We start from the raw sequence: 13,127 nt of genomic DNA on the forward strand, positions 1-13,127 counted from the left end.
TTTATTTATTTTTTAATTCCTTTAGATCCACTGCAAGTAACATTTCAAACATTTTCTTTAATCCGTCATACTCTGACTTTGAACCCTTATCTAGATTATCGTATTCTTTTTCTTTAATTTCATCTAATCTGTTATTTGCATCATGAAAAAATTCCTCATATTCTTGAATTTTTTTTTCAGTCATCTCAGACAAATTAAAAATCACAGTATTACTGCCGATCAAATTATCATTTTCATCATAAAGGCTAGTTGCTTGCAGCAAGCCCGGAAAAGTTGTACCGTCTTGTCTTTTGAAGGTGATTTTTCTATCTGTGACTTTGCCTGTATCAAACCAAGTTTTAAGAGAATCATTCATCTCTGACCATGATTCTTTTGGAACATGCTCAAATATTGGCCTGCCTAATATCTCTGATTTTGCATATCCTAGGTTTGCCGCATATGTGGAATTGCAATCAAGAATTACTCCAATTGAGTTTACTCTCCTCCACATTATTGGAGCATCTTTGAGCGTCTTTCTTGCTTCTGTTTGAGGCATTTTATAAAATTGGAATGACTAGTAATTAAACTCAAATAATTTTAAAACCACTTATCCAAGTTCTGGCTTTTTTTCTCTAGTGCTTTTTTTAGTCTGTTAAGGGTTGATGCAACCCTGTCTTCAGAGAAACTCCTCTCTTTTACCAAATAGTTTGTAATTGCATCATAGTCGATTTTATCAAAAATAATTTCATCAACATCTGCAACATCTGGATTCAAAAATATCTGTCTGATTGCATCATAGTCAATCTCTTGTAGTTGCTCTTGAATTTGTGGAATATCTTCTAATCTTGAATACTGCTTTATCATCTTTAGTGCTGTCTTTGGACCAATTCTTTCAAAACCATTTGGATTAAAGTCTGTTCCAATCAAAATTCCAACATCAATTAATTCTTCTCGTGTTAGACCTAATTCATCTAGTGTTTTTTGTGTCTCTATAATTTCTGGCAAAATATCGATGTATGTGTTTCTATTTGGAATCTTTCTTCTTCCACTGTTTGTAAAATTTCTCACCAGTCTTTTTGCACCACATAAAATAGAATCAAAGTCCTGACTTGCAGATGCATATGCTTGTCCTGTGTTTGTTAGATGTGCAGCTGTTGCTTCTCCTTCTGATGGTGCTTCAATATACGGGATTCCAAAATAAGATAGCAATTCTTTTGATTCTTTGACCATTCCATCTTTCATGCTGGTTGTTTGCTGTGCATATTTTCTTGCATCCTCAATATTTCCTTCTGCAATTGCTTTTTCGTATTTTATAGTGGCATCTCGCTTAATCTGCTTTCTGCGTTCAATCTCTGCGGTTTTTAGAGATGGTGGCTTGCCATCAAACACATAGACTGGCTTTATCCCCAAAGACAAAAAGTTCACATTCCTGTAAAGCAATCCGCTCAAATGACTGGTGATTCTTCCTTCTGAATCTGATAATTGTAATCCGTCTGGACCTCTAATGCTTGCTAGAAACTGGTAAATTGCATTGTATGCATCAATTGCAATTACTTTGTTTGAGAATGCCTCAAGTGTGGTCTTTTCTCTTACAACTAAGTCTTTTAGGTTTAATCCCATTGAAGTTCATTGGATTTTTGTTCTATTTTGTGTTTATCCTTTTGAATAGATCGATTTTCCTAAAATCGTTTTTAATATGTGAGGAAATATTTTCAAAATATTGTGGCAAAGATGAACATCTCTTCCCAGTTGGAAGAAAAAATTTTTGATTTAAAGACAGATTCTGATGGAATGATTGCCAAGATTGTTTCCTATTTTCCTCTTTCTGAGAGTGAAAGAAAAGAAATCCTTTCATCTTTGGGATCTGATTCTTTTGTTAATTTCTCGTCTATCTTTTTAGACACTGTCTCTGAAGAAGAATGGAACAAAACTAAAGAGCAGATCATAAAAAAATTCCATGATGAACTATTTGATATTGATAACATCTAGTAAACTATTTTCTAATTTGCTTTATTATGGAGAAAATCTCAGAATAGATGCCGGGATAGCCAAGTGGTACGGCGGCCGTCTCGAAAACGGCTACGCGCAAGCGTGCAGGGGTTCGAATCCCTTTCCCGGCGCGCTTAACATCATAAAATATGATCTAAAATCTTGAACTAAAATGTATAATTATTTTTAAAGACTCATCTTTCATTGATTCCTGTCTTATCTCCTAACAAATTCTTACTAAATGATAGTCCTGATTGTTCAAAACCAAGACCTTTGTAGAACTTGTGAGAATCTTTTCTCTGATTGCCTGATTCTAAACGTATTCTATAACAGTTCTTCTTTCCTATCTCAATACATTTTGCAATTAATTTTTTACCTACGCCTGAAAACCTGTGCTTCTTTTTTACAACCAGTTCTGGAATATACATCTCAAACTTTGCATGATTTAATCTCCTAAGAAATATGATACTTACCAGTCCTACAATCTCTGAATCTATCTCTGCAATTAGGATGAGTTTTGACGGATCTAAAAAATAATCCTTAATCTTGTTCTTGAATACTGTGATTTCTTTATTGTCAATTGGTTCTGGTCTCCCTAACTCGTAGAGAAGTTCTAAAATTGAAGGAATGTCTTTTTCAGTTGCTTTTCTAATATTCAATCTCATATATTATTGTCTTTGAAATTTTTAAACTGCACCATTGATTCTATAATTGAATCAAACATAATTCTATCCATTTAGAACATCTGTACGTGTCTATAATTCCTTTAAATGGCTATTTTTTGACCTGTTTTTAATGAGAAAAATAACTACATCGACACTTCTAATGACTTCGATACTTTTCTCAACTATGTCGTTTGCTTTTGCTGACTCTGTTCAGGAAAAATTCGAGTTTGCTTTTTCCCTTGAGGAAACATTGGGTCACTTTTGGGCACGAGCAAAATCTTGATGATAAAAATGCTGAACTTGCATTGATTTATGATGGTGTGGATGTTGATTATGCTGGTGAATGCAAAGATTTACCAATTCGTGCTGGCCAATAATTGATTAACTTTTTTGCTCATCTTTGATGTTTTGTTTTAATTCTTCGTAGGATTCCAAATATTCTTTTTTCATAAGGTTCTCAGGCTTTGTCTTGTTATTTTTATTAATTTGTTGAGTCTGTTTGTTTTGTTTTTTTGTCATGGTTGCCTTACACACTTCTATCTAATATAGAGCACATATTCTATATGGCATGCTATCTAAATTTGTTCATTTAACACAAAATATGAATTTCTAAAAATATCATTTACATCATTCCTACAAATTTCTAAATTAACTCGAATCAACAATTGCATTCAAAATGTTTAAAATTGCATTCAAATCAGGGCAATCATGACTGATAAAACTAGTTCAAAAATTGAACAATCCGGCATTTCAAATGCTGAATTAATTGCACATTTTAGAGAAAAATGTAAGATTTGTGGTCATCATAGAATCATGCATGATGAAGCAGGAAAATGTGAAGGTGTAATGAATAAACCATGTACTAGTGGATGCGATTCATTTGAATCTGAATGAGGAATTAAAAATTTTTACAATCTTTATTAGATGATTTTTTCCATAATATTTGTGGATTCAGAAAAAAAAGAAGAAAAGATCTATCCATTAGGATATGAACCTAAAGTAATTCCTGAAACAACTGATCCAAATGTTCGAAATCAATTACTTGATTTTATTTTACAGTCAGGACCATCTGAAGTTGTAGACACTGATTTGTTTGCAGTAATGGCAAAGAGACGTTCTACTAGAAAATTTTTAGATAAACCTGTGGAGACTACAAAGATTGATAAGATAATTGCAGCAGCTGATACTGCTCCTACGGCAGGAAACTTTCAAGGGTTTGAAATTTTTTATGTCAAAAGTCCTGAGAAGAAAAAACTTCTAGTTGAAGCATGCAATAAACAACCATATGTTGATGCACCTGTTGTTTTAGTTTTTTGCAAAAATCCGTCTAGAGTTAAATTTGATTTTCCTGATTATGTTTTAAAAAAATTTGCAATACAAGATGCAACCCTTGCTGCAGGTTATTCTCAATTAGCAGCCCAAGCATTAGGATTAAGCTCAATCTGGATTGGAATGTTTGATGAACAGAAGGTAATGGATATTTTAGGAACAGACCTTGTCCCATCATCTGTTTTGTGTATTGGTTATCCAAAGCAAACAAAATTCCCCAAGCCAAGAAGAAATCTCAAAGACTTGGTACATGTTTCTTGGTAAGCTTTACCTAAAATTATTGATCTTTAAATAATAAAGAATATTTGCTAAATTTATGACGGATGCATATGTTATGCTAAATTGCGAGCTTGGTGCAGAAGCAGAAATCATTGAAAAACTCAAAGAACTTGAACAAGTCAAAGATGTCTTTGAAACTATTGGAACTCATGATATGTTGGTAAAATTACAGGCTGAAAACTTTGAAAAGATTAGGGAGATTATCTCCTGGAATATTCAAAAACTCGACAAAGTACGATCAACTGCAACCCTCATAAAAAAAGATAATTAAGATTAATTCCAAATTATTCCTATGGTTGATGAACAAAATGAGATTGAAAAACTCATTGACAATATGATTTCTAGTGGTGATGAACTTGTTGCTAATCTTAAAACTGTCTTACCTAATTCATTAGCTGAATCTATGGTGATGTTTCATGAATCAAATGTTACAAATCTTAAGAAAATAAAGGCATTTTTGAATAAATAATTACAAAGGACTCATTCCTATCAATGATACTATATCTTTTTTAATCATTATCTGCAATTTGGTCCATGACTAGATCTAGAACTATTACATTTACCGTAAATAAAAAAACAGGGGATGCTTTTGATGCAATACTGAATGTTCCTCCAAAAATGATGCCTGATGCAAAAATTAACGAAGATGGATGGTGGTTTTTTACTGGACCTCACGGAAAATCTCAATTAAAATTTAATGAAGACAAATCACGTGGCATTTTAGATCATCAATATATTGACGAAGAATCCTCATGGGATGTTCCTATGAGAGTTATTTCAAGTGGAGATTCTTCTGAAGTAACACTTACTCTGACAAAACCTGATAATTTGACTGACGAGCAATTTGATCAAAGAATGACTGAGCTAAGTGAATTGATGAATAACATGAAAAAAATCATTGAAAATGATTTTTAATTTTTTGCTCTAAAACTATTAGAAGTATGCCTAACGATTTTTAAAATCAAAATTATTTTTGGTTATGTTATTAGAAAATGATATTATGCCTTTTCATATATTATAACATAAACAATACTATTATCCCTCAAAAAACGTCATATTTTCTTCAAATCTGGGTATAACTAGAGTTCAAATCATTCTTCAAGCTTAAATGTAAATTTTACAATAATATACTAGAAAAAAAATGCCATATGAAGAAGTATATTTTCAAAGATTAGAGGAAGAAAATTCTGAGGAAGATAAACAAGCCAATCAGAATGTTTCTTCAAAAAAATCTGAGGATTAGATGATAGATTATTTTCTATCTCTTCCTTTTATGATACTTGAAAAATATCTAAAATTATTGTATTTCTAAAATCAAAAAACAGAAATAATTCTAATCTTTTTCAGGCTTGTCTGATTTTTCATTTTGAGATCCTCCTGGACCTACCATGTCTTCAGGTTTTACTTTGTTATCCCAGTCTCCTTTGACTCCTTTTACTAGTGATATAATTCCTGAACCAATAAAACCAATAACTAATGCAAAAAATAATGTTTGATCCATTATCTTAAATGAACAGTTAATCTCAACAGGTGGTTTGTCATCAAAATACTCATAGCATGTTCCAAATTCACTTGATTCCAAAGTTGCAGCTTGATAATTATGTCCTTGAGAACCTAGAATAATAAACCCAACAAAAATTAACGCAATTCCAATAATGGTAAATCGCATATCGCTCATATTTTGAATCTTAATTTATCATATTTACACTTTAATCCAAAATTTCACTAGTGTTATTTTTCTAGTGATTCTTTTAGATTTTCAAGTGATGCGACGTAAAATGAGCTCAGATATTCAACAAATTCTGTAAACTGTTTTTTTGTCATTTTTTTGCTATTCAGATATGATTGCCAAGTGAGCTCAATGAGATTTTTTGATTTTGTTTTAATTGAGATGGTGGCAACATATGCTCTTAGTGGCAATCCTTCGGTTGCTATGTATGTGAAATATTCTCCATCTTTCCATGCCACAACATGCTCTTCAATTTTATTTCCATCTGAAAAAGTAATTAATCTGACTGCACCTACTCCTTTTCTCTTCTTTGAAAGATAGATTGTTTTTTTTACATCTATAAGCCATGTTGGTAATCCAACCAGGTTACTCACTTTTCTCCAAACTTTATCTCTTGATGCCTTAATTTTGATTGTTTTTTTAACCACATCTGTATGAAATGATTTTTTTTCTATTTTTTTCATATATCTCCATTCTCATGAGACTGATTTTAAATTTTTTTGTACAACCATTTTTAATCCCCTGCAAGTAATGTTATCAAATGGTCTTTGGATGGGGTAAAAAGAAAAAAGAAGAATCACGGGAGGAATTCATTCAAAATAAAGAGATAAAATTATCTGACGTGCGCAAAGTAGTGACTGATCTTCTTGAACTAAGAACTTCTCAAACAATTTCTGAAATTAAAAATTTGAGAAACAGTACTGCTCCCCTAATTAATGAATTAATCAAAATTGGCAATCATTTAGAAAAAGATGATCTTAATGTGGATGATATCGATAAACATCTTGCAATTATTGTAGTTCGTGGAAAAAAACAAGTAATAGATATGATAAAAAAAGGTGTAACCCCATTACCTAAAGTTTCATCAATTGATGATGCCGTACAATTAAATGATTTATTGAATCACATTCTAAAAAAAATCGGTGATGTTCTAGGAAGACAAACTAGAGTTATCCATATCTTTGCAAAAAAATATGCTTCCCAACTAAAAGAAAATCTTGAAATAATGAATTCTAATCATGCAGAAATTCGTAAAATCCTCCAAAATTTTGATTCTACAAAAAAGTCATCTGAATATATCATTAATACTATGGATGAAATTACTTCTCTTAAACAAACAAAAATTGAGAAAATCCAAAAAATTTCTGATACAAATAATAACATAGAATCATTACAAGAACAATCCATTTCGTTGTTAAATTCAATACAAGAAATAAAATCCTCAGAAAGTTATCAAAACTATATAAAATTAAAACAAGACTTGGATGAATTTGAATCTGAAAAATCCCGAATAAAAAATGATATTGACGCTCAATTTACCAAAATTTCTAGACCTCTGAGTAGATACGAATATGCCTCCTCGCTAGAAAAAGATCAAAAAATCATCTTAACAAAACTAGTCAATAATCCCTTTGATGTTCTGAATCATACATACAAAGATTCTGTCATCCTTATTTTAGAAAATATTAGAAAAGCAATCACTTCTGATTCTATTTCTGTTAAAGATGTAGACAAGACCATGACTAATCTTACTGAAACCGAGATAGCATTAGATTCCTTTGTCAATAGAGTATCGGACTATCAAGAAAAACATGATAAAATGCTAAAGGATTTGAAATCTCTAAAGCCGGCAAAATTGGATTCGCTAGAATCTGAATTAACTAAAACGTCATCATTCCAAGAGGATTACCTTCAAAAGTCTAAAACATTACAAAGTGAAATTGATGAAATTGACTCAAAGATTCCAAAACTTTTCAAGGAAATAGAATCAAAACTACGGGAGTACTCTAATACAAAATATACCTTATTAACATCTTAAAATTAATTTATTTTGTAGATAAGGTGGTTCTGTGATTTTTAAAACAAAAAAATTTGATCGTAAAGTATCACTTCAAAAAGATGTTCTAGACAGCATATTGTCTTACTGTCAAATGAAACATCCCAATGAAGGCATCTTGATTCTTAAAGGAAAATCAAAAAATGGTGAAATTAAGATTGATGGACTTGTAATCCCTCCTTTTAATTATTCAGGACCTACATTTGCAGGATTTCCACAATCATTCTTGCCCTTTGATTTGAGCTATGTTGGTAGTGTTCATTCTCATCCTAGTGGCTCAGCTGAGCCATCTGTCACTGATCTTCATAATTTTTTTGGATTGATATCCATAATTGTAAAATCCCCCTATGATGAACAATCTATTTTTGCGTGGGATAGTAGTGGTAATGCTGTCCCACTATCAATTCAATAAACTAATTATTTCTAGGGTAAAAATGAAAAAAGCTGACAAAACTTTATAACCTTTTTTTGGGCTACTTTCATTGAATTGTTTAGTTATAAATCGTATTTGATATTCTTATTTGCCTCACTTGCCATAAGTATTGGCTTGCAAATGGTTCTTCCATTCCCATATGGATTGGGTGCAGCACTTGCAATTTTCATTGCATTTCCATTGTTGCTCCGAAGACGATACATGAGTCGTATGAGGGGATATGGGGGTGAATCTGGAACTGGTGGTGGTGGATTCTTTGGAATGGGTTCATCAGGTGGCTCGTCTGGGGTTAGATACGTCTGTCTTGTTTGTAATAACAAACACAAAGGCGGTACTTGTCCTCGTTGTGGTTCAAAGATGCAAAGAGCAGATTTTTAGTTGATACGAAATGGCATTAGAAGAATTAAGAAAAAAAGTACTTTATCAAAATTCAATTGAGATCTGGATTGGTATTAGTAAAGAAAAAAACATAGACTGGGTTGATACTGAAAATTATAAAAAATTCATTGCTTTTCTTTTAAAAAATAACTTAAACATGAAAAAAATGAATATTTGCTTTGATGAGTCCGATAAAGCGACTGAAGGTGGACACAGCAAAAAAGTATTTGCTAACAAATTGGCTGCAATAAATGATGAATATTCATCATGCTATTCCATAAAATTAAACGACAACGCCATAGAATTAATTCGTAAATTTGAACTCTAGTATTTTTACCTCTTTAATTTAGGGTTAACAATTGCATCTAGGGCATTTCCAATAAAAACAAAAGCTAATCCTGTTATTGCAATCATTACACCTGGTGGCATTATCCACCACCATAATCCTCTTGCAGCTGCACCAAACGTATTTGCATCATGTAGAATTTGACCCCATGTTGGAAATGATGGATCTCCTAACCCTAGAAAACTCAGACCTGCTTCTGTGGTAATTGCAGCAGGAACTGATATTGCAATGCTGGCAAATGCGTATGGTAGTAATTGAGGTAAAATATGTTTGAATATTATTTTTGATTTACTCTGACCCATCATTGTTGCTGCATCCACATACCCTCGTGTTTTGATTTGAAGAGACATGCTTCTTGCAACTTTGGCAATTCCTACCCACCCAAAAATCATCAAAAATCCTACCATTAGAAAAATACTGTTGCTGATTGTTACTGAAAGAATGATGAGAAATGGCAATGCTGGCAATGCATAGATCACATCATTGAATCTCATCATGACCTCATCTGTTTTTTTACCTTTATACCCTGCATAAACCCCATAGAGCAATCCTGCAATCACTGATGCAATTGATACTACTAAACCAATAAACAATGCAAGAGGAGTCCCCCAGAGGAGTCCTACGGCTAAATCTCGTCTTAACTCGTCTGTTCCCATAACCCCAAATGCTTTTCCACCTATGATGAGTTTTGATTCTTTAATTTGATTATCAGTGGATATTCCATAGAGATTAATCATAAAGACATAATCGCCCTTTAGTGGGGAATTACTTTGAGTTTGGGAAAAAATAATGTCTTCTGCAGACAATCTAGATAAATTATGATTGAAATATTCTGACTGTAATGATAGTTTTTTCTTTATAGATTCATCTGTAGAAAAAATCCTTTCACTGTGGATAGTTTTTGAATTTGAATAAGGAAGTGAAATTGAGGTGATATCTAACTTTATTCCATCTGGTCTTATAACTGAGATTTGTAGTAATGGAGTACCCGAATACTCTGCAGTATATTCATAGATGAAATCATTTGGAAAGTCATCATAGATGTAATTAAATCCAAATTGGTGTGATTCAAGATTAATTTCTCCCTCTGAAATTTTTTGAATAATTGGCGTGTCAATAATTTTGTGCTCTGGAATTTTTTCAGCTAGGAATACATTGACCCAAACTGGTATTGCCACTTTGGGATATGAAATCCAATTTCCTGGATTGTTCCACTCTTGAAACGTCTCAATTGGTATGATGATCATTGCAAGAATTGAAATTACAATTAATATAGACAGAATTAAAATTCCAACAATTCCTAGACTACTTTTAAAAAATTCCCTTTTGATTTCTTCAGGTGTTATCCCACTCATTGACCTGTCCTCACTCTAGGATCAAAGTAACCATAAAGTAAATCTGCAATGAAGATGCTCACTAGGAAAAATACTGTGAGAATGTATGTGGCACCAATAATTACTGGTAAATCCATCACTGTAATTGCCTCAAAATAGAGTCTGCCCATACCTGGCCAATCAAATACTGCTTCTGTAATGATTGCTCCTCCGAGTGATCCTGATAAGCTCAAAGCCAAAATTGTTACAATTGGTGGTGCTGCATTTTTTAGAGCATGTGTATAGATAATCTTTTTTTGATTAATGCCAATCGTTTTTTTTGCAATGATAAAATCTTCTTGCATAATTCCTACCATGAAATTCCTTACAAGATACGCCCATGATCCAAAACCAATCATTACAATTGTAATTAACGGTAATGCCATATGGTATAGTAAAGCTACCAGATATTCTGGGTCTGATGATGGAATGTCAGGTGTGGCTCTTGCTGGAAATATCTGATACATAAATGAGAAGAGAAAAATCATCAACATCCCAATCCACCATACCGGAAAACTGGAACTAATTATTGCAAAACTAGATGTAATTCTATCCACTACGGATCCAACCTTACTACTTGAAAATGCTCCGAGAAAAATTCCTATTATTGAAATTATAATTGTTGCAGTTGTGAAAAGTAAAACTGTTCTAGGGAGTTTTTCAAACAATATGTCTTTTACATTTGATGAACCGGAATCACTTGTAAGAAAAGTCGCATGTCCAAAATCTAGTAATAATATTTTGTACATTGTTATTCCTATTCTTTGAGGAGAATACCATGGCTCATCTAATCCTAGAATCTTGATTCTTTGATCAATTTGACTCTGAATGAATTCTTCGAATTCTCCAACTGATGAGAAGCTCTCGGCAACAGCGGGATTTTCTGCCATTTCAGCCCTTACCTGAAATACTATTCCTTGTTTCAAAATGGTGTCCATATTTGATCCAACTAGAAGTATGGTGATCAGCAGTGTTATCATTAAAACTCCAAACATAGTTGCCATTCTAGTGGCAACATATCTCTTCAAGCCCAATAGAGACAAGTAAGAAAAATAGTTTATAATTTTTTGATATGGTTTGTGCTCAAAAATCAAGAATTTCTGAACAGTCTGTTTCCCACAGTTTAATTACAGCAGGCTTTCACCCAAGTCAGAAATATGTCATACGATAGAGAACGAGAAATGTTTACTGCAACCTGTGGTGACTGTGGAAATGAATGTCAAATACCATTCAAACCAAAAGACGACAGACCTGTATATTGCAGAGAATGTTTCCAAAATCACAAACCAGCCCCACGAAGTGGCGGCTCTAGATTTGGTGGAAGATCTGGCGGAAGATCAAACTATGGAGACAACAGACGTTCCAGATTTGGATCACGAGATGATAGACCAAGAGAGATGTTTGATGCAACCTGTGGTGACTGTGGAAATGAATGTCAAATACCATTCAAACCAAGAGAAGACAGACCTGTATATTGCAGAGAATGCTTCCAAAATCACAGACAAAATTAGAATTTGTTTTGAGTCAATTCAAAACTTTTTCATTTTATTAAAAATTCATTATTTTATTATTATGATTAAAGATGACGAGAGTGAAACGAATTCCAGGCTCCACTGTTGGCAGAAAAGCAAATCTCTCGTCAAATATTATAGGTGATAATATAATTTAAATATTTTATGAAAATATGAGTTATTTTTAAAAATTAAACTGTTTTAACAAAGTTTATCTTTTAAAATATGTGAGTAAAAAACCCCCATTTGATCCAGACAAACTTGTTCTAACAAAATCTGAAATTTTAGAATTTTGTGATAGAGTTTTAAAAAAATGGAACAAAAATCCTACTAAAAATGCAAATAATATCCTTGCAATGAATGCAGTAAAGACTAGTATTTTGTGGACAGATGATGATTCTCTAAAAGCAATCTGGGGTGAAATTCTTTCATGGACCTTTGACTTACTATATGAGAATGCAATGGCTCAAGATGGAGAAGAATGGGCAAATATTAGAAAAAAATTAAAGAGTAAAAAATGATAAACTTTTGATAAAATAATGAGTGCAAATACCATTAGAAAGGCAAAAAAACTTGTAGAAAGTGGCGGAGTTGTAAAAATTGACGATGATCTATTTCAGATAAAATCTTCTTCGGATCCTACAAAATCCTATTTTGTGACTTCTGATACGTGTGAATGCCCTGGATTCAAAAATTTTTACAAGTTTCATCATGGAAAGGGACTTAAAGCAAACTGTTCTCATTTAGAGGCCATTAGAATTTTCAAAAAAGAAAACCAGTGAGATTATCTTATTATTTTTGAATCAATTTTTCCTACAAATACTTTATTTTCTGTAAGAATAATTGGACGCATTATCAATCCTGGATATTTTACCATTAATTGAATGATCTGACTGTCTGTTTTTTTATTGTTCTCCAAGTTTAGTTCCTTGTACATTTTGTCTCTTTTTCTAATCATCTCTGAAGGTTTTTTTCCAGTCATTTTGATTATTTTTGTTAGTTCTGTCACTGTAAATGGATCTTTGAAAAAATCTCTTTTTTCAACATCTGCCTTCATTCGCTCCATTTCTGAAATGGATTTTTTGCATGTAATGCAGCTTGTTTTGTGATATGCAATTATTTTTGATTTTTTTCCTTCCTTCTTTTTACTCAATATCATCCATTTGATGCAGTTGTATATACATCAAATTTTATCCCTTTGAATGGTTGATTAATTTTTGACTTTAAAATAAGTAAGATTGATCCTGTGTATCTCTATATTGGTGAATTACACATTAGT

At 32.3% G+C, this 13,127-nt stretch carries 23 protein-coding genes and 1 tRNA gene; 15 read left to right on the top strand and 9 right to left on the bottom strand.

What is annotated here, in order from left to right; all coding sequences use genetic code 11:
- Position 1: 1 nt before the first annotated feature.
- On the bottom strand, positions 2 to 535 hold the full coding sequence (locus tag K5790_RS01995) for a PAS domain-containing protein (RefSeq protein ID WP_297592050.1): 534 nt from the start codon (positions 533 to 535) through the stop codon (positions 2 to 4).
- Between the two features lie 41 nt (positions 536 to 576).
- Positions 577 to 1,599, bottom strand: coding sequence for a flap endonuclease-1 (gene fen, locus K5790_RS02000; protein WP_297592051.1), 1,023 nt, complete (start codon positions 1,597 to 1,599; stop codon positions 577 to 579).
- Positions 1,600 to 1,710: 111 nt separating this feature from the next.
- On the opposite strand from fen, the gene K5790_RS02005 reads away from it, so the two are divergent.
- Entirely contained in the window at positions 1,711 to 1,968 is a 258-nt protein-coding gene (locus tag K5790_RS02005) for a hypothetical protein (RefSeq protein ID WP_297592052.1), read from the top strand.
- Between the two features lie 49 nt (positions 1,969 to 2,017).
- Positions 2,018 to 2,099, top strand: a tRNA-Ser gene (locus K5790_RS02010).
- Between the two features lie 63 nt (positions 2,100 to 2,162).
- On the opposite strand, the gene K5790_RS02015 is transcribed toward K5790_RS02010, so the two are convergent.
- The gene (locus K5790_RS02015; protein WP_297592053.1) at positions 2,163 to 2,633 is read right to left on the bottom strand and encodes a GNAT family N-acetyltransferase; all 471 of its coding nucleotides are present in this window, start codon (positions 2,631 to 2,633) and stop codon (positions 2,163 to 2,165) included.
- A gap of 227 nt (positions 2,634 to 2,860) precedes the next feature.
- On the opposite strand from K5790_RS02015, the gene K5790_RS02020 reads away from it, so the two are divergent.
- Entirely contained in the window at positions 2,861 to 3,010 is a 150-nt protein-coding gene (locus tag K5790_RS02020) for a hypothetical protein (RefSeq protein ID WP_297592054.1), read from the top strand.
- Between the two features lie 4 nt (positions 3,011 to 3,014).
- Here K5790_RS02020 and K5790_RS02025 read toward each other — a convergent pair whose 3' ends face one another.
- A complete protein-coding gene (locus tag K5790_RS02025) occupies positions 3,015 to 3,152 on the bottom strand; it encodes a hypothetical protein (RefSeq protein ID WP_297592055.1) in 138 nt (45 codons plus the stop codon).
- A 189-nt stretch (positions 3,153 to 3,341) separates the two neighbouring features.
- Here K5790_RS02025 and K5790_RS02030 point away from each other — a divergent pair, with 189 nt between their 5' ends.
- The 5 genes from K5790_RS02030 to K5790_RS02050 all read left to right on the top strand — a co-directional run bounded on the left by K5790_RS02030 (position 3,342) and on the right by K5790_RS02050 (position 5,156).
- Positions 3,342 to 3,527 carry a hypothetical protein gene (locus tag K5790_RS02030; RefSeq protein WP_297592056.1) on the top strand — a complete coding sequence of 62 codons (186 nt, stop codon included), beginning with the start codon at positions 3,342 to 3,344 and terminating at the stop codon, positions 3,525 to 3,527.
- Between the two features lie 51 nt (positions 3,528 to 3,578).
- On the top strand, positions 3,579 to 4,226 hold the full coding sequence (locus K5790_RS02035) for a nitroreductase family protein (RefSeq protein WP_297592057.1): 648 nt from the start codon (positions 3,579 to 3,581) through the stop codon (positions 4,224 to 4,226).
- Between the two features lie 52 nt (positions 4,227 to 4,278).
- Positions 4,279 to 4,512, top strand: a complete 234-nt coding sequence (locus tag K5790_RS02040) for an Lrp/AsnC ligand binding domain-containing protein (protein ID WP_297592058.1) — start codon at positions 4,279 to 4,281, stop codon at positions 4,510 to 4,512.
- A 21-nt stretch (positions 4,513 to 4,533) separates the two neighbouring features.
- Complete coding sequence (locus K5790_RS02045) at positions 4,534 to 4,710, top strand: hypothetical protein (RefSeq protein ID WP_297592059.1); 177 nt, start codon at positions 4,534 to 4,536, stop codon at positions 4,708 to 4,710.
- Between the two features lie 65 nt (positions 4,711 to 4,775).
- Positions 4,776 to 5,156, top strand: coding sequence for a hypothetical protein (locus tag K5790_RS02050; protein ID WP_297592060.1), 381 nt, complete (start codon positions 4,776 to 4,778; stop codon positions 5,154 to 5,156).
- 418 nt (positions 5,157 to 5,574) lie between these two features.
- Here K5790_RS02050 and K5790_RS02055 read toward each other — a convergent pair whose 3' ends face one another.
- Entirely contained in the window at positions 5,575 to 5,910 is a 336-nt protein-coding gene (locus K5790_RS02055; RefSeq protein WP_297592964.1) for a hypothetical protein, read from the bottom strand.
- A 62-nt stretch (positions 5,911 to 5,972) separates the two neighbouring features.
- Positions 5,973 to 6,434, bottom strand: a complete 462-nt coding sequence (locus tag K5790_RS02060; protein ID WP_297592061.1) for an SRPBCC family protein — start codon at positions 6,432 to 6,434, stop codon at positions 5,973 to 5,975.
- Between the two features lie 77 nt (positions 6,435 to 6,511).
- Here K5790_RS02060 and K5790_RS02065 point away from each other — a divergent pair, with 77 nt between their 5' ends.
- From K5790_RS02065 to K5790_RS02080, 4 genes are all read left to right on the top strand, one after another.
- Positions 6,512 to 7,789, top strand: coding sequence for an exonuclease SbcC (locus K5790_RS02065; RefSeq protein ID WP_297592062.1), 1,278 nt, complete (start codon positions 6,512 to 6,514; stop codon positions 7,787 to 7,789).
- 31 nt (positions 7,790 to 7,820) lie between these two features.
- Positions 7,821 to 8,219, top strand: coding sequence for a Mov34/MPN/PAD-1 family protein (locus K5790_RS02070; protein WP_297592063.1), 399 nt, complete (start codon positions 7,821 to 7,823; stop codon positions 8,217 to 8,219).
- Positions 8,220 to 8,360: 141 nt separating this feature from the next.
- Positions 8,361 to 8,618, top strand: coding sequence for a hypothetical protein (locus K5790_RS02075; protein ID WP_297592064.1), 258 nt, complete (start codon positions 8,361 to 8,363; stop codon positions 8,616 to 8,618).
- A 10-nt stretch (positions 8,619 to 8,628) separates the two neighbouring features.
- Positions 8,629 to 8,946, top strand: a complete 318-nt coding sequence (locus K5790_RS02080; protein WP_297592065.1) for a hypothetical protein — start codon at positions 8,629 to 8,631, stop codon at positions 8,944 to 8,946.
- 5 nt (positions 8,947 to 8,951) lie between these two features.
- Here K5790_RS02080 and K5790_RS02085 read toward each other — a convergent pair whose 3' ends face one another.
- Both K5790_RS02085 and K5790_RS02090 read right to left on the bottom strand, forming a co-directional pair.
- On the bottom strand, positions 8,952 to 10,319 hold the full coding sequence (locus tag K5790_RS02085) for an ABC transporter permease (RefSeq protein WP_297592066.1): 1,368 nt from the start codon (positions 10,317 to 10,319) through the stop codon (positions 8,952 to 8,954).
- Positions 10,316 to 11,365 carry an ABC transporter permease gene (locus K5790_RS02090; protein ID WP_297592966.1) on the bottom strand — a complete coding sequence of 350 codons (1,050 nt, stop codon included), beginning with the start codon at positions 11,363 to 11,365 and terminating at the stop codon, positions 10,316 to 10,318. The genes K5790_RS02085 and K5790_RS02090 overlap by 4 nt, the downstream gene beginning before the upstream one ends.
- A gap of 129 nt (positions 11,366 to 11,494) precedes the next feature.
- Here K5790_RS02090 and K5790_RS02095 point away from each other — a divergent pair, with 129 nt between their 5' ends.
- The 3 genes from K5790_RS02095 (at position 11,495) to K5790_RS02105 (ending at position 12,630) form a co-directional block, all read left to right on the top strand.
- Complete coding sequence (locus tag K5790_RS02095; RefSeq protein ID WP_297592067.1) at positions 11,495 to 11,848, top strand: CxxC-x17-CxxC domain-containing protein; 354 nt, start codon at positions 11,495 to 11,497, stop codon at positions 11,846 to 11,848.
- A 227-nt stretch (positions 11,849 to 12,075) separates the two neighbouring features.
- Positions 12,076 to 12,369 carry a hypothetical protein gene (locus K5790_RS02100; protein ID WP_297592068.1) on the top strand — a complete coding sequence of 98 codons (294 nt, stop codon included), beginning with the start codon at positions 12,076 to 12,078 and terminating at the stop codon, positions 12,367 to 12,369.
- A gap of 18 nt (positions 12,370 to 12,387) precedes the next feature.
- Positions 12,388 to 12,630: a hypothetical protein gene (locus tag K5790_RS02105; RefSeq protein ID WP_297592069.1), complete on the top strand. Its 243-nt coding sequence runs from the start codon at positions 12,388 to 12,390 to the stop codon at positions 12,628 to 12,630.
- A gap of 2 nt (positions 12,631 to 12,632) precedes the next feature.
- Here the strand turns inward: K5790_RS02105 and K5790_RS02110 are convergent, their stop codons facing one another.
- On the bottom strand, positions 12,633 to 13,001 hold the full coding sequence (locus K5790_RS02110) for an arsenate reductase family protein (RefSeq protein ID WP_297592070.1): 369 nt from the start codon (positions 12,999 to 13,001) through the stop codon (positions 12,633 to 12,635).
- Positions 13,002 to 13,127: the final 126 nt, after the last annotated feature.

The organism is Nitrosopumilus sp. (assembly GCF_025698945.1).
GTDB lineage: Archaea > Thermoproteota > Nitrososphaeria > Nitrososphaerales > Nitrosopumilaceae > Nitrosopumilus.